The sequence below is a fragment of the Pseudomonas saponiphila genome (genome assembly GCF_900105185.1).
GTDB lineage: Bacteria > Pseudomonadota > Gammaproteobacteria > Pseudomonadales > Pseudomonadaceae > Aquipseudomonas > Aquipseudomonas saponiphila.
The window spans coordinates 2352894-2370086 of record NZ_FNTJ01000001.1 but is presented as its reverse complement, the minus strand read 5'-3'; the positions used below and the strand labels follow the sequence as shown (position 1 = coordinate 2370086).

Sequence of the window (17193 nt, the reverse complement as noted above, 5' to 3'; positions counted from 1 at the left end):
AGCCATGCGCCCCCCTGATGTGTCCAGTCCCACACTAAAGACAAATGGTAAAATTCCAGACCTATTTGAGGAGTAGTCCAATGAAAGGAATTGGGACGCTTGCCCTGGTGGTGGGCATTTGCTGGGCTGTGTTCGCACTGAGCATGGACGTGTCTGTCGCTACTGGATCTGGCGGCAGAGTGAACAATCTTGGGCTTATGGCTGATCGCCAACTACATACCATTGTCGGCGGGATGATCGCCCTCGCCGGCCTGCTTATGGTGCTGCTCAGCGGTAAAGGCTCTGCCCAGTCAGCAACCACTGCAACTGATACCCGCCCCTGCCCCGCCTGCGCGGAAACCATCAAGAATGCCGCCATCAAGTGCAGGCACTGCGGGGCTGACGTTGCTGCAGAAATAGGCAGACCTAACCACCCATCACTGGAAGCTCCGACCAGCCCAGCCGTAGCGGCGAGCCCTAACGATCCGGACTCTCCTAAGAAATCCAGCATCGAATTCAAATACCTGTGCTTCGCCCTCATCTGCGTAATAATCAGCGCGGCTGTTTACCACCTAACCAAAGCTTCCCCGATCGCCATCAACCAGCCTCAGAAAAAAGCCTACGAACCAAAGGCTGATGAACAGGTGATTCTTGGCTCTGGCGCATTCGGCTGCATGTCTTTGTCTGATTTTGAGCGCGCGCAGGATCATTACAATCGGGCTGAGTACTCAGCTTGGGCAGAAATCACTGCTGACAAATACTGTTTTTTCCGGAGGGATGGAGAAGCAGATATTGCATGGACGGTACTGCAGGTGCGTGACGATCTCATGCAAATTGGTATAAAGCGAGCGTCCGAGTACTCGAAGAATCCTGATCTAGGCAAATTCAACTATTGGACCCTCAAGCGGTGGGCCTCCCCATCGCCATCGAGATAACACCAGCAAAACTTAATCCAAGCCCGCCCAGCGCGGGCTTTTTTTCACCCATGAATACGGGTACGAGCAATAATATGGGAATACCCGTTGACACACAATATGGGTATGCCTATATTTATTCCCAAGCCAATGCAAACCCGGCCCAGCAGCGAAAGCCGCGCCGCTCTTTAACAACCTGCGCCATTAACGATTACCCAGCGATTCGCCGGGAGGTCAGCCCCGGCCACACCTGTGGGGCGAGAAAAAGTCAGGTGAACAAAAACGCGCTGCCACTACTGGCGACCGGCGATCCGATAGCCCCGAAAGGCTACCAACGCGCAGAACTGCGACGGCGGACGAGGTGTTGACCGAACTGGCGAATGACCCGGTAGGAGGCGCGAGAAAGCAGGAAAGCATCACTGAAGCCCGTTCATTGAGCGGGCTTTGGGATGACAACCGGAGAAAGGCATGGCCAAAAGAATCGGTAGGACCACAAAGACAGAAGCAATTGCTGCTCGCGTAAGTCCGCGAACGCGGCACCTCTTGGATGTAATGGGGCGAAATCAGCGGCGTTCTCTCACCGCAGTCATTGAAGTGGCTATCGAGAGCTATGCCACTGACGCCGAACTGAAGCTAGCGCGCGATACCTGGTCAACTAATGAGGGTGAGCGCTTGCTGAGCTTGTACCGAGAGGCTCCACACCTCTGCTCATTCGATGAAGAGGTCGAAGCCAAAGCTGCTTCAGCGGCGACTGGCAAGTGAAAAACAGACTTTACAGGCTGGCCTTGGCAACAGGGCCAGATGGAGAGTCAATCACCTGGAAATAAATTGCATGGCCAAGTCTTTCAAGCAAATGATCAAGGACGGGGACCTGAAGCGTGCTGACGCGATGAAGGCCCGCCTGGAAGATCTCCACGAAGAGCCCGGCTTCAACCTTCGTGCTGAAGGTGAGGAACTGGAGGAAAGCATCAATGCCCTGGCTGAGTTCATCTTCGCCGGCGGCCAGATTCCGGCACTGGAGGTCAGGCCCCGCGCAGAAGGTGGCATGTGGGTTGTCGATGGCCACCGCCGTCGCCGCGCCTACTTGAAACTGGATCAGGCAGGTCGCCTTCCAAGAGTGCCGAGCAAGGATGACCCCGAACGCCTGGAGGCCTGGATCTCGATTGTTCCTTTCGAGGGCAACGACGCCGAACGGGTAGCAAGGGTCATCACCAGCCAGGAAGGAAAGAAGCTCTCCCCTCTTGAGCTGGCCGACGGCTACAAGCGGCTCACCGCATTTGGCTGGACGTCTGATCAGATCGCCAAGAAGGTCGGCAAGACCCGCCAACACGTCGAACAAGTAATGACGCTCGGCAACGCCAATACCGACGTTCAACAGCTGGTCGCTTCCGGCCAAGTGTCCGCTACAACGGCGGTGCAGGTACTGCGTCAGCATGGCGAGGAAGCAGGCAAAGTGCTCGGCGGCGAGCTGCAAAAGGCCAAGGCCACCGGCAAGTCCAAGGTGACTGCGGGATCGATGCGCGGCCCTACAACTTCCCGTCAACGGCTCGAAGCGATACGTGCAGCAGCACAGGAAATCTTTAAAGCATTGCCTCATGGTTGCCTGGATAGTTCAGGGCCAGAGATCAGCCTTCCTACAGCACTGATCCTGAAGCTCCAGAGTGCAGTGAGCGAATCTGCTTAGCAATTCAATTGCATCCCCAGCCAGCAACTAGGGCCACGCCAGCCTGTCGTTAACTGCCCGAACCCTGGCGCTCACCAGCACCAGAGTTCGTAGGAGATCTGCTTGTGAGCCTTAAGCTGATCAGTCGTCCCTGTCATCATGATCGCGATTGCGATCACGCCATCGATCACCATCGCGGCGATCATGCCTATGGTAATAACCCTGATCGTTGTCATCGCCCTGGTCATATCTCCGATCGTGATCATAGCCCCTATAACGATCACGACCGTACCCTCCTCCGTCGTCCCAGACAGGCACGCAACCTCCCAACAAAAGGGAGCCTGATAGAGCCAAAAGAACGATTGCAGCGCGCTTCATTTTGAATGTCCTGAAAGCCAGTAAGGGCAGGATATTTGACTGCAAATAGGTTCAGAAATTCATTGGCGAAAAGTAAATATCGCCCCCTCCGACACCACCCGCATGCACTTACCTCCGCGCCCATCGGCAACCAGCGGAGCGGATGAGTGCATCCGAGTTTTGTTGGACCAGCACCCGCCACTCTGGAGGCAATCATGTCAGCACTACGCAAGGCTCAGCTCGAATACGACAACCGTATGCCGCCACCGGTGAGCGATGACGACCTGGCCGAATCGGAATGGCTTGAAGCGAACGCCGAGCGCCTGCTGATGGGTTACCGGATTTCCTGGGGCTACCAACTTTCAGAGCGCGGCGAGGTCACCCAGGCCGACTTTGCAAGGGCCGTGCAGGACCACCTGAACCAGCGCCAGATCGACGGTGAGGACCAACAAGACGCTTTCGGCCAGCTGGTGATCAATGCCATGGGCTTTCGCAGCTCGGGGCTCCTGATGGATCTGGCGGTGTACCTGCTGGGTAAGAAATCAGCCTTGAAGGACATCGCGCTTGAGCTTTTGAAGCCTCACGCAGAGGCCGCGGTGGCCTTTGAACAGGAGCAGGCGCGCCTAGAGCAGGAGTGCGGGTTTTGAGCCCTCACATCCTCATCGACCAAGCCCTCGAAGGCGTTGCCGATCCCAACAGCCAGTCCGACATCGATGTCCTGGTGCAGGGACTGATCACCCGCCTGCTCACTGACGGGGCAATCACCACTGACGAATTCACTCACTACTGCAAGCGCCTGATGGAAGCCTGTCACCGGCGCAAGGAGGCAGAATGACCACTTCCCCAGTCAAGTCGCTCATCGAGGAGCAACTGGAAGACATTACCGCCCACAACCTGCGTGATGCCTACAGCCTGGCCGAGCGCCGGGGCTTCTTCGGGCCGCCAGTTGAACAGTATGCAGAGCCAGGTTACCGCGGCCGGGTGCTGCAGGTTCTGCGCTATCGCGTGGCTCAGTTGGAGCAACGGCAATGAGCGGCGCCGGCGCACACAAGCGCGGGCAGCAGTTGGCGATCCGCTGCGCAAAACTTAGGCGCGAAGGCCTTTCTCTCTCAGAGGTTGCAGAGCTCACAGGGATCAGAAAGGAACAGGCCAATGCCAAGATCACCCTGGGCGAGCGCCTGCTCTCGCTGGTCGAGTCGTGATCGCGTTTCTCTACTGGCGTAGCTCCTTCCCTGCCCTCGCGCTCTGCACCGCCGCAATGCTGATCAGCACCCTCGCCGATCACCTCACCCAATAACTCACATCTTTCAAAGCTGCGCACCTGCGCGGCGGGAGATAGTCATGCCTGTACCTAACCTCACCCTGTGGGAGGAGGTCGAAAAGACCGACCCCAAGTTCACCAAGGAATACACCGGCCCCGGTGGTTTCACGGGTACCGCGGTGAATGCCCAGTACCTGGCCAAGCGCGCCACGGAGCAGTTCGGCCCCTGCGGCACCGGCTGGGGTTATGACGTGATTGAGGAGCGCTTCGACATCGGCGGCCCGCTGCTGAGCAAGGAAGGCGTGGTGCTGGCCCACGCCCAGGTGCACACCCTCAAGGTCGCCCTGTGGTACCTGGGCGGCGACGGTGAGCGCAAGACGATCACGCACTACGGGCACACGCCTTTCATCACTCAAAACAAGTTCGGAAGCATCGGCACCGACTTCGACGCACCGAAGAAATCCCTCACCGATGCGATCGGCAAATGCCTCAGTCAGCTTGGCTTCTCTGCCGACGTTCGTCTGGGTCTCTACGACGACATTCACTACGTCAACGAGCGCCTGGGTGAAGCCGAGATCGAGCGCGCCGAGGACAAGATCGAAGCGAAGGAGCGTCTGGCCGCCGAGTACCGCGAATGGCTGGCTGAGACGCTCCATCTGATCGGCACCGCGCAGTCGCTCAACGAGCTGCAGCAGCTCTACAAATCGGCCATGCGCAAGCTGGACCTTCGTCAGAACGATCCAGAACGCGAAGCCCACAAACTCAAATTCACCCGCGCCAAGGACGCCCGCAAAGCGGACCTTGAAGACTCTATGGAAGGTGCAGCATGACCGAGCTCTACGCACTGACTGGCCAGATGGCCGAACTCGCCGCCCTGGCAGATACCGACGACGAAGGGCTGCGCCAGGCCATTCAGGACACCATGGACGGCATCAAAGGCGAGTTCGAAGTAAAGGCCGAAAGCATCGTCATGTTGCGCCGGAACATCGAGGGCGACATCGATGCCATCGACAAGGAAGTCGACCGCCTGAACGAACTCAAGCGCATCAAGAAGAACACCGTGGGCCAGCTCAGCGACTTCCTACGCCTGAACATGGAGGCCGCGGACATCAAGTCGATCAAGCGCCCGCTGTTCACCATCACTCTCGCCCTTTCGCCAGAGAAGGTGATTGTCGATGACGAGAAGGCGGTACCTGATGAGTTCGTGTCGTTGAAGAGCGTAATCACTCCGGACAAGAAAACCATCGCGGTACGCCTCAAAGAGATCCGTGACCACAACGAGGCCGTGCACAAGCGAATCGCCGCCGGAGAAGACTGCGAGCACGAGCTGATGTCGGAACCAACCTGGGCACACCTGGAGCGCGGCGAGAGCTCGATTCGCATCAAGTGAGGTAACCATGACCAACAACTACATCCTGGTCCGCTCCGAGCGCCAGGAAGAACTCGAGGCAGCTAAGGCTGCCTTCTTCATGTCTGGCAACAAGGTCCAGGTGCTGGAATCTTTCAGTTTCCAGCCTCGCCGGCCACGCAAAGACCTGGCTGGCCAGCATGGCAAACGCGCCACCCGCCCGCAGCCCAAGCGCACCTACGAAGACCACTTCGCCGAGCGCAAAGCCTACGTCAACACCATCCGCGAGCTCGCCAAGACCATGACCATCGACCAAGCCATGGCTGCCACCGGAAAGTCAGAGTCAGCCATGCGTCGGGCCGCCCACGAGGGCGGCTTCATGTTCAAGAGCAAGGTCGTTGATAGGGTGCGGATTTCGGTGAACGTGACCGAGCGTTTCGCTAATACGTGACCGGTGCTTCCACCCCGGTTGCGCGGGTTCTGGATTGTAATCGCATCGGTCACGATGCGGCTTGTTCCTCGGCTTTTTTTCGGCGCAGCGACTCGCCTTTCATCGTCAGTCGGTAGGCGTTGTGCACCAGGCGGTCGAGGATGGCATCGGCCAGGGTCGGGTCGTTGATCCAGCCGTGCCAGTGCTCGATGGGCAGTTGGCTCGTCAGGATGGTGGAGCGGCTGCCAGCGCGGTCGTCGATCACCTCCAGCAGGTCATGCCGGGCTCCTTCCTCCAGCGGGGCTAGCGCCCAGTCGTCCAGCACCAGGACGTCGACCTTTGCCAGCTGTTGCAGGGTACGGCCGAAGCTGCCGTCGCCATGAGCGATGCGCAGTTGTTCCAGCAGGCGCGGGGTGCGCAGGTACAGGGTGCTATAGCCCTGGCGGCAGGCCTGGTTGCCCAGGGCGCAGGCCAGCCAGGTTTTGCCGGCACCGGTCGGGCCGGTCAGCAGCAGGTTGTGCTGCTGGCGGATCCAGTCGCCACTGGCCAGGGTGGCGATCAGACGCTCGTCCAGGGCGCGTCCGGTGCGGCGGTCGAGATCTTCCAGGCAGGCGTTGGCGTACTTGAGCTTGGCCTTCTTGCGCAGCCGTACCAGGCGCTGGTTGTCACGCCAGGCCAGTTCGCGGTCGAGCAGTAGGCCGAGGCGTTCATCGAAGCTCAGGCTGTGGCTGGCCGGCAGCGTCCATTGCTCTTCCAGGGCGCGGGCCATGCCGTCCAGGCGTAGCTGGTGCAGTTGATTCAGGGTGTGTTGCGGCATCATCGAACAGCTCCTGTTGCGGGGGTTGGTAGTAGTCGGCGCCACGGACGTTCTCGTGGTCGCCGGGTAAGGTCGTTTCGGCGGCACGCTGGGGCAGCGGCTGTTGATCCAGGCCTTGCTGGAGCAGGTTGCGCACGCTGCGCCCGGTGAAGGCGCGCAGGTGTACGGCACGTTCGGCAGCGGCTTCCAGGCGTGCATTGCCATAGCGCCGGGCCAGCGAGAGCAGGCCGAGGCAGGCGCGGTAGCCCATCTCCGGGTGCGGCTTGTGGGTCAGTTGGTGATCGATCAGTTGGCGCGTGTAGGGGCCGATCCGCGCGCCCCAGTCGAGCAGGCGTTGTGGCGTCCATTCGCGATGCGCCTGGTGCGCCGCGGGCATGTGCTCGCGCTGGGTACTGTAAGCGCCGCGTCGCCCCAGCAGCAGGTGGCTGGCCACCCGCCGGTTGCCATGCAGCACTTCCAGGGTGTGTGCCGTCAGTCGCACGTCCACGTTCTGCCGGGCCAGGGCGGAGGGCACGCTGTAGAAGCTGCCATTGACCTCGATGTGGTAGTCGATGCTGACCTTGCAGCGCTTGAAGGTGGCGACCTCGTAGGGATGCACCGGCAGCGCTCGCAAGGCCGGGCGATCCAGGCGCTCGAACCAGTCGCGCCGGCAGCCATCGAGCCGCTTGAACGGGCGCCGATTCAGATCCTCCAGCAGCTCGGCGATGGCCTGGTTAAGCGCATGCAGGCTGAAGAACTGCCGATGGCGCAGCCGCGCCATGATCCAGCGCTCGACCACCTGCACCGCCACCTCGGCCTTGGCCTTGTCCTGAGGCTTGCGTGGCCGTGCCGGCAGGATCACCGTCTGGTAATGACGCGCGCACTCCAGCGTGGCCCGGTTCAGGCCCGGCTCGTAGCGATCCGGCTGGGCGACCAGGGCGCGCGGATTGTCCGGCACAACCATTTCCGGCACGCCGCCAAAGTAGGTCAGAGCCTGGCCCAGCGAGGTCAGCCAGTCCACCTGGGTTTCGCCTGGCGTCGCGCAGGCATAGGTGTAATTCGAGGCGCCCAGGGCGGCGACGAAGATGTGCGCCCGGCGCACTTCGCCGGTGGCCGGGTCGACCACCGGCAGCGTCGGCCCGGCATAGTCGATGAATAGCTTCTCGCCCGCACGGTGCAGCTGACGCATCGAACGTTTGAGCGTCTGGGCGTAGCGCCGGTAGTGCTCGACGAACTGGGTGTAGCGGTAGGTCGGCTGGCCCGCATGCGCGGCGAGATATTCCTCCCACAGCAGCTGCAAGGTCACGCCCTTGCGTCGCAACTCGCGGTGGATGCTCAGCACATCGGGCAGCACTCGCTCACCGCGCGGCTTGTTCGTCGACGTCGGTGCAAACAAGGCGGCCGCCAGCGCGGCCTCGTCCATGGCCACCAGCGCCGGCCAGTCCAGCCCGGCCACCCGCGCCGCCGCGATGTACTTGCTAACCACGCCCTTGGACAGCTGCAAGGCACGGGCAATCTTCTCGTGGGACAAGCCGGCCTCAAACTTGAGGCGCAGACATTCTTTGATGTTTCGCATGGCTACTCGCGGCGCCGCCATCTTCCTCTCCCGAAATCGGTCGAGGATGGCGGCGCATCAGGTCATGCGCAACGAAGGGGAAGGCTTTCGCTAAGTCGTGACCGGCGATTTCGGTAAGCCGTGACCACCTGTTTCGGAACAGGCGGAAAATCGGTCACGTTGCTACCGAAATGAGCGGTCACGCGTTAGCGAAATGACCGGTCACGATCAACCGAAACGGCCGGTCACGGTGCTCCGAAATCCGCAATAGGGAGCGAGATTTGAAGCTCATCGAGCGCCTAGCTGCCCTGCGGGACGCTGGAGTGTCACGCATCGCTGCCTGCAGGAAGGCCGGTATATCCGACTCACTCCTCCACCGCCTGGAGCTCACCTATGAGTTCAGCTTCCCAAAGCGCTGGGAGAAGCGAGCTTGAAGCGGATCAACAATCGCGTGCAGCAGCGTCGAAGCCAGTTGCATATTCACCTGCCGCCCAGCGGATTGAAGGAGGTGCTGTATGGCGATGTCTCAGCAGGCCCGAGACGAGAAGCGCCGAGCCAAGGCCGAGCGCCTGCAGGAGGAAGACCTGCGCTTGAAGGTTCGGCCAGGGACTAAACAGGCCCTGCTGGAACTGATGGAGTGGGCCGGGATCGAGGAACAGGGCGAGGCGATGACGCTGATGATTCATCACATCGAGGCGCTCGGGCATCACGCACTGTTCAGGATCGCGCGCCACGAAATAGAAGATCACCGATCTGTGGCGCGGACTGAGCCAATGAGGCTGTCAGCCAGGCAGCGAACCGGCCAGCACCTGCGGGCCATCTGTGGATGGGCGGATGCCACCTACAGCCAGATGATCGAGGCGCTGATTCACGGCATCCACGCTCTCGGCCCGCTGCAGGCGGCTAAGTTTCTCACCCCGCCGCGTCACGAGATCAGCATCTCGCCAAGGCTGGCCCTTGCCTTCGACCGGAAGAGCATGCTGATGATTCAGCAGGATCCGGGGGATGAGGTTTTGAAGCCATCTTCTTGAGAGGCGTGCGACCTACAAGCGGGTAAGGTCGAATTCCGAATTCCGGGCGCACTCGAGCGCTTTCTCCAAGTACCTCGGCACATTTGTGTTCTTCTCATAGATTTTTTTGGCGTAATCGCTCTGCGGAATATGGTCCGTATAGCCAATGTAGTTGTCGCCCCGCTCTTTCAGCTCGGTGTAATCAAGATGAGCGTTTCCAAGGTACATGGCGCAGATTAGCTGCTCCTGCACCTTACTACTGTAGCGTGACAATAAATCCGCGGCCTCAGATTCGCTCAGGCGCCCAGCGCTTATAAAATCTTGTATCGCGTCATAAACCGTAGATGCCATGCCTAGCGTCCCTAGTTGAGCAGAAGGATCTGCTTTGTTGTGCTTTCGAACAGCCCGGCCCCATGCCGGACCCCCGTAATACCCCATCCCACCCCAATTTGCCACCACCGGTCACGGAGGGTGGCGGTTGTCTGAGGTAATCGCAATGCCAGTACTTCACAGCATCATCCACAAGATCGACAAGAAGCCTGACGGAAGCCCTGCAGTGCTCCACTACTCGGGCAGCGAACTGGCGGATAGTGAGATCCGCGACGACCTGATGCACCAGGTCAACGAAAGCTACAACGCCAAACAAGGCAAGGCCTGGGGCCTGTTTCATCCTGAATCCGGTGCATACCCCTTCAGCGACTGGCTGACCAAGTACCTGGCCGGCGGGCAAGACTTCATCGAGTTCAGCAATTCTGCGGTCGAGCACCTGACCAAGCTTATGGAGGAATCCAACCTCTCCGTAGGCGGGCACGCCCTCTTCTGCCACTACCAGCAAGGCCTGACCGACTACCTGGTAATTGCCCTTCTGCAGGAAACTGAAGCGGTTACCGTGGCCGACGGCCTCGCCCTGACCTCTGTTCGACGCCTGGACCTGGACCACATCCACCTGGCCGCCCGCATCAACCTGAGCGAGTGGAAGGACAACCCGAAGTCGCGCCAGTACATCTCGTTCATCAAGGGCAAGAACGGTCGCAAGTCGAGCGACTACTTCCGCGACTTCATCGGCTGCCAGGAAGGCGTCGACGGCCCAGGCGAGACCCGCACCCTGCTCAAGGCCTTCAGCGACTTCGTGGAAAGCGAGGACCTACCGGAAGATTCAGCTCGGGAGAAGACCCAGGCCCTCGTCAGCTACTCCATGGCTCAGTCCAAGCTTGGCGAGCCGGTGAGCCTTGAGGAGCTGTCCGAACTGATCAACGAGGATCGCCCCAAGGCCTTCTACGACCACATCCGCAACAAGGACTACGGGCTGTCGCCGGAGATCCCCGCGGACAAACGCACCCTCAACCAGTTCCGGCGCTTCACTGGTCGCGCCGAGGGCCTTTCCATCAGCTTCGAGCAGCACCTGCTGGGCTCCAAGGTTGAGTTCGACCAATCCGGTGGAACCCTCACCCTGCGCGGCCTGCCAACCCAGCTTGTCGAGCAGCTCAAGCGCGCAGGCGCCTGACATCAGCCACGCGCCGCCACCCGGAGCGGCGCATGCATGGAGAGAGCCATGAACGACGAACAACGCCATCAGGAATGGATCGCTAAGCGCAAAGCTGAAGAAGCCAAGCGCCGTGAGCGCGCCGCGGAGTGCCTGAAGGATCACCAGTACACAGTCCTGGCCGATACCGACCAGTTGAAGGCCTGGCGCTGCAAAGCACCTGGAACCAACTGCTACGCCTTCGACATCCTCATGACGCGCTTCGGCATCGCCACTGTCGGCGACATCGATGGTCTGACCTTCAGTGTTGGCCTGTCCTACGGCATCGAGTTCCTCGCTGGTGACGACATCGACTACTACATCCACTCGAAGCTGGAGCGGCACTGCAAAGAGCGAGAGTTCGACGAGGACGCCTTCCGCTCCGCCCTGGTGACTGGCGCGTGCAACAGGATATGTGAACACGTCGACGAGGATGAGGGCGGCGAGCTGCCCGAGTGGGTACAAAACGATGGCGGCCGTTACGAAGCCGGCCGCTGGAGCGAGCTACGGGAGCTGGTCAAAGCGAAGCTGAAACCGCTGGAGTTTGGTGATGACGGGTATGACTTCTGGGATGAGCTAAATGATTGTCTTTACGAGACCCAGCACGTCGAGTACATCGAACAGGCCAGCCTGCTGATGAGCGAGCACCACGAAGAGCTGGGCCTGGGCTGCGACTACTGGGAGATCACCATCGACAAGCCACGCGACAGCCTGATCAACCGGCTGTATCTGATCAATCACGCAGCCAAGGCGATCCTCGCCCAGCAAGACGCAGCGAAAGCCGCCTGACCATCCTGCGTTGCCCGCCGGCACTCCACCCTACCCCATCGATCACGCCAGCCAGGCCACGGCCATCGGCTGCCCGGAGAAACCTATGCAAGCAGTCATCTACGCAGGCCTGCGTAACGGCGCCCGCGACCAGAAGATCCATGATGCCCTGATCTACAAGCGGGTGATCGAGGTAGCCCGGGAGTTCCAGCTTTCCCCGGGCACCATCCGCGCAGCAGAGAAGCGCATCTCCAACACATCTGTTTTCGAGCTGAGCCTACTGGGGGGGGCAACCCGATGCCGATCGGCAAGGTCGTGGCCGACTCCTTCCGCAAGGCCGCGCTTGGTGCGTACCGAAACTATCACGGCACCTTTCGGAACCTTGAGCTGCCCTGCTGGGTGATCACCGACGGCACACAGAAAATCGAAGTGCTCGAACTCCGCAAGATCGATGCTGGCGAAGTCTCACTGTGATGCTTTTTCCATCTTCAATCCGATGGACTATCCATTGCCTCGGTCGTACCAGTTGTTAGCTAGATCAACAGGAATTCGAACAATCTTTGAAGGCTCTAGCTTATTGCAGGCTTCCGGGTATTGCTCGATCTCGATACCGAAATAGGCTAACCAGTCGCCGTTTGCTTGTTGCTTCAGTTCTGCCAAGTGCATTCCAACTTGCACTTCTGTCAAACCAGAAACTTCAGCGATCAGTTTGTTGGTGGGTTTCTTACTCATCTTGCCCTCCTTGAACCGGATTCCTTCCGGCTCTCATAGAAATAGATCAATCCAACCTATTACGCCAGCCAGCGAGGATCCCGCATGTCTGCACGCCAGAAGAAACACCCCTTCGACTTCAAAACCCAGTATGGGCTTGGCTTCAGTACTCAGGACGATGAGATCGTTGTCGACTTCTTCTGCGGGGGTGGCGGCGCCGGTACTGGCCTAGAAATGGGTCTGGGTCGCGCGGTGAACGTGGCGAAGAACCATAGCCCTGCAGCAATCAGCATGCATACCGTGAATCACCCGGGCGCTGTGCACTACACCACCGACGTGTTTGAGGGTGATCCGGACACCGAATGTGGCGGCAAGGCCGTTGGCTGGTTCCATATGTCGCCGGACTGTACACACCACAGCCAGGCTGCGGGCGGACAGCCGCGCAAACGCGAGATCCGAAACTTGTCGTGGATCGGCCTCAAGTGGGCCGGCAAGAAGAAGCCCCGGGTAATCAGCCTGGAGAACGTGAAGCAGATCCTGCAGTGGGGCCCCCTGATCGCCAAGCGTGACAAAGCCACTGGCCGAGTTGTGAAACTCGGCGGCAGTGTGGCTACACCTGGTGAGGTTGTGCCGGTCCACCAGCAGTTCCTGGTACCAGATCCAGCCCGTCGAGGCCGGACCTGGGCCGTGTTCGTCGCCGAGCTGCAACGCCTGGGGTATGCCGTCGAGTGGCGCGTGATCAAGGCGTGCGACTTCGGCGCGCCCACCAGCCGAGAACGTCTGTTCATGATCGCTCGCTGCGACGGCCAGCCCATCGTATGGCCAGAGCCAACTCACGCCAAGAACCCGGCCAAGGGCCAGAAGAAGTGGCGCACCGCCGCCGAGTGCATTGACTGGACAATCCCGAGCAAAAGCATTTTCGACCGGCCGAAGCCGCTGGCACCTGCAACCCTGCGGCGAATCGCCAAGGGCATGAAGAAATTCGTTCTCGATGCTGCTGACCCGTTCATCGTTCCAATTGCTAACTGGTCGGGCGACAGCGTGCAGTCACCCCATGAACCGCTGCGGACCGTGACGTCCTGGCCCCGTGGAGGATCGTTCGCCATGGCCAGCCCAATCATCGCGCCAGCCACGCATCAGGGCAGCGACCGGATCAATGGCCCAGCCGACCCGCTACCGACTGTGACCTGCGCGAATCGCGGCGAGCTGACGCTGATCAGTCCGGTGATGGTTGGGGCCGGTGGCCCGGAATACTCCGGCAAGCCAGTGGGCGTGGAACAGCCGGTGGGTACGCTGATGACGCAGAACCACCGCGCACTGGCTTCCGCCTGCATCGTCCAGGCTGGACACGGCGAGGGCTCTGGCGCAAACAAGCGCCGCTCCCATGGAGTGAACGACATTTGCGGCCCGGTTGGCACCATAACCGCCAGCGGCGGCGGTCAGTCCATCGGCACCGCCGTGATGATCCAGGCCAACGGTGGATTCAACACCACGCATGCCAAGGACATTCTTGATCCAATGACCACGGTGACTAACACCGGTAGCCAGCAGCAGCTGGTGACGGCGACATTAATCACCAACACCACCGGGCACGCCGCAACGGACTTGCGAAGCGCGGTACCAACCGTGACGACTGGACAGCATCACGCTCTGGTCACCGCCTTCATGGAGCGCCAGTTCGGCGCCAGCGTCGGACAGGGAGCGGACGAACAGGCACCAACCATCACTGCCGGCGGTGGCGGGAAGAGCTCGCTGGTCGAGCTGCAGCTCTCGCGTGAAGTTGAAGCTGGGGCCCTGCGGGTCGCGGCATTCCTGATCAGCTACTACGGCACCGAGAACGTGAGCGGGGCCGATGAGCCAGCCCCGACGATCACCACCAAGGATCGCCTCGCCTTGGTCACCGTCACGATCAAGGGAACGCCGTATGTGATCGTCGACATCTGCCTGCGGATGCTGCAGCCCTCTGAGCTGTACAAGGCTCAGGGCTTCCCCGCCGATTACATCATCAGCCACGGTGCCGACGGCAAGCCATTCACGAAGACCCAGCAAGTGCACATGTGCGGCAACAGCGTCAGCCCGCCGCCAATGGCCGCGCTGGCCCGGGCAAACGACCCGTGGCTAACCAGGGATCAGTTGGCCTCAGCAGCTTAAAGAGGAAGCCAGTTGTAATTGTCGTACTGGCGATTCCCGCATTTAAGGCAGATCACATAAAGCTCGCGATCCAGATTGCTACCGTCGGTGGTCCAGCCTGACCGAGATACGCGGCCAAGCCTCATTTTCGAGCATGTTTTGCAAAAGTACTGCGCCAGCTGGTCGACCGGATGTCTCGAAGCATATTGCGGGATTTTCGGCGCCATTCTTATTCCTCCTTGAACGCAAGTTCAGCATAGCTTGAGGTATCCCCATGCCCACAGAAACCCAACACCTGGAGCAGCGAGTAGCTGCCCTTCAGTCAGACCTGAACACCAAGGACGAGCAGATAGACGCTCTGACCTTCAGCGACAACGACCGCGAGCTGTCTCGGCGGTCATGGTTCGATGAAGCGAAGCGGCTGGAGAAGGAGGTCGAAGGGCTGCGCTCCGATGTTGAGAAACAGCGCCGGCTCAAGATGCTTGTTGCCGAGGAACTGCAAAACGCCCTGAACAACTGCTCGGTCTATCGAGTTCAGCTGGCCGAGCGGGATGCGCTGATTTGCGATGTGCTGGAAGCCTTCAAGCTTGAGCCGGATGGTTCCTGCATCAACCCAGGACGCGACTTCATCAGACCCTGGGCCGAGAAGGTTGCCGCCCTATCCGCCAGCGCAGATCCTGCCAAGTCGTGCGGCGCCTGCGGTGGGTGCGCCGATGGCTGCAAACTTGACCGGGAATCGCCGCCGGTTGAGCGCGACGAGCCGAGCTCGCCAGTCAGCACCACAAGCGACAAGTACAAGGCCGAGCTGTACGACGAGGTTTGGCAGCTGGCTCGGGACATGGGCTTTGGCAACGTCACTGATGCGCTGATGAAGCTGCAAAGCCAGATCCAGGGCAAGAAATCCCGAAAAGAGCACATTTGTACTCCTATCGCAAAAACCGAACTCTCATAAGTTTCAACCGCTGAGAAATCGAATGACGGGAGCTAGGAAGCTGATCTTGGCCATCGATTTTACAACTCGGTCAAAGGCCTTTTCGCTAAGGATGAACGCGGGCATGAAGAAGATGCTCGAAGCCACAGCAATCAATAAAGAGGTGACCCAATCAGTCCTAACAAGGGCTACGATCGCTACGCTCAGCATCAATAGCCCCGCTAAAAAGAACAGCCGCCGACCCAGCTTTTGATTTGGATATTGATTGAACATGATGGGGCTACCTTCGCCGCGTTCAATCACAGTAGTTCCAGGGTGGATCTTTGTCGAAGCATGTCCTCTTTCAGCACCCCAATCCCCCCCCTGAGCAGCCCCTGTCACACCCTCCACAGCAGTAACCCTCACCCCTTCCCCACTTTCAATCCAGCCGCAGCAGCGGCAAGGACAAGTCATGCCTGAAGAAATGCAGAAAGCGTGGCCAGACCACTTCCGCTACATCGATACCATCGGTCCAGATGGCCTTGAGGTTCACTGCATCACCTATCAGGTGATTGGCGAAACCGCGCAGTGCTACTACATCGGCGACAAGCACACCTGCGACCTCGTCAAAGGCCCGCAATACAGCTGGACCGACGACGCAGTGAAGAAGCGCCGTAAGCGCGTACTGAAGGAAGGTGGCACCTGGGGGCGGCGCTTCGCCTATACCGACAAGGCGCTTGCTTTGCGCTCGTACAAAGCACGCAAGTCCTGGCAGATGCGGCATGCCCAGTTGTCCCTGGAGCGCGCCCAGGCAGCTCTCGGGTACTTCGGCAATCTTGAAGTCGAAAGCACGATTCCGACCGAGGCCGTGACTATCCCGAACGACTACATCCAGGGCTTGGGCTGGGGGGATTACTGATGATCATCCCCATCCTCTACATGGCCTACCTGATCTACACGGGGCCAAGGCCATGAACAGGTTCTTTCGCAGAAAGGCCGAGGCCTGGTTGATCAGGCTGGCTGCATGGATCTTGATCGGTCGCAACGTTGCCCGCTGCAAGGTCGTATCCCGCCGCGACAACAACGACATGTGGGGAATGGCTGAGAGCCTGGAAGGGATCGCCGACCGCATCAGCAGCGGCTACAAGGAGCCAAGTCCATGAGCGCCACAGCAAAGGTTCTCGACCCCTGCAGCGCCAGCCGCATGATGTGGTTCGACAAGCGAGATCAGCGAGCTCTGTTCGGCGATATCCGCGACGAGGAGCACCTGCTCTGTGATGGCCGGGTGTTGAAGGTTGAGCCGGATGTGCTGATGGACTTCCGGCAACTGCCCTTCGCTGATGGCATTTTCCGCTTGGTGGTGTTCGATCCGCCTCATCTGACCCGGGCCGGCGTCGACAGCTGGATGCGGGCGAAGTACGGGATGCTCACCAGCGACTGGCGCGAGGATATCCGTCAGGGCTTCGCAGAGTGTTTCAGGGTGCTGGAGCAGGAAGGCATCTTGATCTTCAAGTGGAACGAAACCCAGGTGCTGGTCAGTGAGCTGCTGGCACTGACCGACGAAAGACCGTTGTTTGGCCACAAGTCAGGCAAGCGGGAGAAAACGCACTGGATCACGTTCATGAAGCGATAAGAGTCCGCCCGGCCCGGCATAAGCCGGCCGCTGCAGCAGCCTGACAACGAACCGGGCGAACACTGCAAACCATAGCCAGGCGCAACGCCAGACTCAATCAGCAAGATCTGATTTCACTCCTTCAACTCCCCACACCCGCCAGCAAGGCATTTAGCCCCCCATAAATCGTGCGCGGAATCCGTGTGCGAGACACAGACATCAAAAAA

General features: G+C 59.9%; 25 protein-coding genes. 18 read left to right on the top strand and 7 right to left on the bottom strand.

Going from position 1 to position 17193, the window contains the following annotated elements:
• Positions 1–80 precede the first annotated feature (80 nt).
• Together BLV47_RS11190 and BLV47_RS11180 are read left to right on the top strand one after the other, a co-directional pair.
• A complete protein-coding gene (locus BLV47_RS11190) occupies positions 81–914 on the top strand; it encodes a hypothetical protein (RefSeq protein WP_092313385.1) in 834 nt (277 codons plus the stop codon).
• An 811-nt stretch (positions 915–1725) separates the two neighbouring features.
• Complete coding sequence (locus BLV47_RS11180; protein ID WP_092313379.1) at positions 1726–2577, top strand: ParB/RepB/Spo0J family partition protein; 852 nt, start codon at positions 1726–1728, stop codon at positions 2575–2577.
• A gap of 71 nt (positions 2578–2648) precedes the next feature.
• Here the strand turns inward: BLV47_RS11180 and BLV47_RS36845 are convergent, their stop codons facing one another.
• Positions 2649–2822, bottom strand: coding sequence for a hypothetical protein (locus BLV47_RS36845; RefSeq protein WP_167365643.1), 174 nt, complete (start codon positions 2820–2822; stop codon positions 2649–2651).
• 258 nt (positions 2823–3080) lie between these two features.
• On the opposite strand from BLV47_RS36845, the gene BLV47_RS11170 reads away from it, so the two are divergent.
• The 7 genes from BLV47_RS11170 to BLV47_RS11145 all read left to right on the top strand — a co-directional run bounded on the left by BLV47_RS11170 (position 3081) and on the right by BLV47_RS11145 (position 5973).
• Entirely contained in the window at positions 3081–3560 is a 480-nt protein-coding gene (locus BLV47_RS11170) for a hypothetical protein (RefSeq protein ID WP_244168861.1), read from the top strand.
• Positions 3557–3748 (top strand): hypothetical protein, encoded by a 192-nt coding sequence (locus BLV47_RS11165; RefSeq protein WP_092313370.1) that lies wholly within the window; start codon positions 3557–3559, stop codon positions 3746–3748. The genes BLV47_RS11170 and BLV47_RS11165 overlap by 4 nt, the downstream gene beginning before the upstream one ends.
• Positions 3745–3945 (top strand): hypothetical protein, encoded by a 201-nt coding sequence (locus BLV47_RS11160; protein ID WP_041118604.1) that lies wholly within the window; start codon positions 3745–3747, stop codon positions 3943–3945. Before BLV47_RS11165 ends, BLV47_RS11160 begins: the two co-directional genes overlap by 4 nt.
• Positions 3942–4115: a hypothetical protein gene (locus tag BLV47_RS36160; protein WP_167365642.1), complete on the top strand. Its 174-nt coding sequence runs from the start codon at positions 3942–3944 to the stop codon at positions 4113–4115. Before BLV47_RS11160 ends, BLV47_RS36160 begins: the two co-directional genes overlap by 4 nt.
• 139 nt (positions 4116–4254) lie before the next feature.
• Positions 4255–5004: a hypothetical protein gene (locus BLV47_RS11155; protein WP_092313367.1), complete on the top strand. Its 750-nt coding sequence runs from the start codon at positions 4255–4257 to the stop codon at positions 5002–5004.
• Positions 5001–5564, top strand: a complete 564-nt coding sequence (locus tag BLV47_RS11150) for a siphovirus Gp157 family protein (RefSeq protein ID WP_092313364.1) — start codon at positions 5001–5003, stop codon at positions 5562–5564. Before BLV47_RS11155 ends, BLV47_RS11150 begins: the two co-directional genes overlap by 4 nt.
• A 7-nt stretch (positions 5565–5571) precedes the next feature.
• Positions 5572–5973 (top strand): hypothetical protein, encoded by a 402-nt coding sequence (locus tag BLV47_RS11145; protein WP_244168860.1) that lies wholly within the window; start codon positions 5572–5574, stop codon positions 5971–5973.
• Between the two features lie 49 nt (positions 5974–6022).
• Here BLV47_RS11145 and istB read toward each other — a convergent pair whose 3' ends face one another.
• Together istB and istA are read right to left on the bottom strand one after the other, a co-directional pair.
• A complete protein-coding gene (istB, locus tag BLV47_RS11140; protein ID WP_062838242.1) occupies positions 6023–6772 on the bottom strand; it encodes an IS21-like element IS1474 family helper ATPase IstB in 750 nt (249 codons plus the stop codon).
• Complete coding sequence (gene istA, locus BLV47_RS11135) at positions 6660–8345, bottom strand: IS21 family transposase (protein WP_062838241.1); 1686 nt, start codon at positions 8343–8345, stop codon at positions 6660–6662. The genes istB and istA overlap by 113 nt, the downstream gene beginning before the upstream one ends.
• 473 nt (positions 8346–8818) lie before the next feature.
• Between istA and BLV47_RS11125 the strand changes: the two genes are divergently transcribed.
• Positions 8819–9334 (top strand): hypothetical protein, encoded by a 516-nt coding sequence (locus BLV47_RS11125; protein WP_092313362.1) that lies wholly within the window; start codon positions 8819–8821, stop codon positions 9332–9334.
• Positions 9335–9346: 12 nt separating this feature from the next.
• Here BLV47_RS11125 and BLV47_RS11120 read toward each other — a convergent pair whose 3' ends face one another.
• On the bottom strand, positions 9347–9664 hold the full coding sequence (locus BLV47_RS11120) for a hypothetical protein (protein WP_092313359.1): 318 nt from the start codon (positions 9662–9664) through the stop codon (positions 9347–9349).
• Between the two features lie 145 nt (positions 9665–9809).
• Between BLV47_RS11120 and yejK the strand changes: the two genes are divergently transcribed.
• The 3 genes from yejK (at position 9810) to BLV47_RS36155 (ending at position 12077) form a co-directional block, all read left to right on the top strand.
• On the top strand, positions 9810–10817 hold the full coding sequence (gene yejK / locus BLV47_RS11115; RefSeq protein WP_092313356.1) for a nucleoid-associated protein YejK: 1008 nt from the start codon (positions 9810–9812) through the stop codon (positions 10815–10817).
• Between the two features lie 48 nt (positions 10818–10865).
• Positions 10866–11624 carry a hypothetical protein gene (locus BLV47_RS11110; RefSeq protein ID WP_092313353.1) on the top strand — a complete coding sequence of 253 codons (759 nt, stop codon included), beginning with the start codon at positions 10866–10868 and terminating at the stop codon, positions 11622–11624.
• A 276-nt stretch (positions 11625–11900) separates the two neighbouring features.
• Positions 11901–12077 (top strand): hypothetical protein, encoded by a 177-nt coding sequence (locus BLV47_RS36155; RefSeq protein ID WP_167365641.1) that lies wholly within the window; start codon positions 11901–11903, stop codon positions 12075–12077.
• 27 nt (positions 12078–12104) lie between these two features.
• On the opposite strand, the gene BLV47_RS11105 is transcribed toward BLV47_RS36155, so the two are convergent.
• Entirely contained in the window at positions 12105–12335 is a 231-nt protein-coding gene (locus BLV47_RS11105; RefSeq protein ID WP_025129945.1) for a hypothetical protein, read from the bottom strand.
• A gap of 84 nt (positions 12336–12419) precedes the next feature.
• Here BLV47_RS11105 and BLV47_RS11100 point away from each other — a divergent pair, with 84 nt between their 5' ends.
• Positions 12420–14465 carry a DNA cytosine methyltransferase gene (locus BLV47_RS11100; RefSeq protein ID WP_092313350.1) on the top strand — a complete coding sequence of 682 codons (2046 nt, stop codon included), beginning with the start codon at positions 12420–12422 and terminating at the stop codon, positions 14463–14465.
• Here BLV47_RS11100 and BLV47_RS35320 read toward each other — a convergent pair.
• The gene (locus tag BLV47_RS35320) at positions 14462–14671 is read right to left on the bottom strand and encodes a hypothetical protein (protein WP_143038258.1); all 210 of its coding nucleotides are present in this window, start codon (positions 14669–14671) and stop codon (positions 14462–14464) included. The two genes, BLV47_RS11100 and BLV47_RS35320, sit on opposite strands and share 4 nt — an antisense overlap.
• 47 nt (positions 14672–14718) lie before the next feature.
• Between BLV47_RS35320 and BLV47_RS11095 the strand changes: the two genes are divergently transcribed.
• Positions 14719–15396: a hypothetical protein gene (locus BLV47_RS11095; protein ID WP_092313347.1), complete on the top strand. Its 678-nt coding sequence runs from the start codon at positions 14719–14721 to the stop codon at positions 15394–15396.
• Positions 15397–15399: 3 nt separating this feature from the next.
• On the opposite strand, the gene BLV47_RS11090 is transcribed toward BLV47_RS11095, so the two are convergent.
• Entirely contained in the window at positions 15400–15648 is a 249-nt protein-coding gene (locus BLV47_RS11090; RefSeq protein ID WP_143038257.1) for a hypothetical protein, read from the bottom strand.
• 178 nt (positions 15649–15826) lie between these two features.
• On the opposite strand from BLV47_RS11090, the gene BLV47_RS11085 reads away from it, so the two are divergent.
• The 3 genes from BLV47_RS11085 to BLV47_RS11075 are packed head-to-tail and all read left to right on the top strand — an operon-like array spanning position 15827 to position 16987.
• Positions 15827–16273, top strand: a complete 447-nt coding sequence (locus BLV47_RS11085; protein WP_092313341.1) for a hypothetical protein — start codon at positions 15827–15829, stop codon at positions 16271–16273.
• Positions 16274–16325: 52 nt separating this feature from the next.
• Entirely contained in the window at positions 16326–16517 is a 192-nt protein-coding gene (locus tag BLV47_RS11080) for a hypothetical protein (RefSeq protein ID WP_092313338.1), read from the top strand.
• Positions 16514–16987: a class I SAM-dependent methyltransferase gene (locus BLV47_RS11075; RefSeq protein ID WP_092313335.1), complete on the top strand. Its 474-nt coding sequence runs from the start codon at positions 16514–16516 to the stop codon at positions 16985–16987. Before BLV47_RS11080 ends, BLV47_RS11075 begins: the two co-directional genes overlap by 4 nt.
• Positions 16988–17193: the final 206 nt, after the last annotated feature.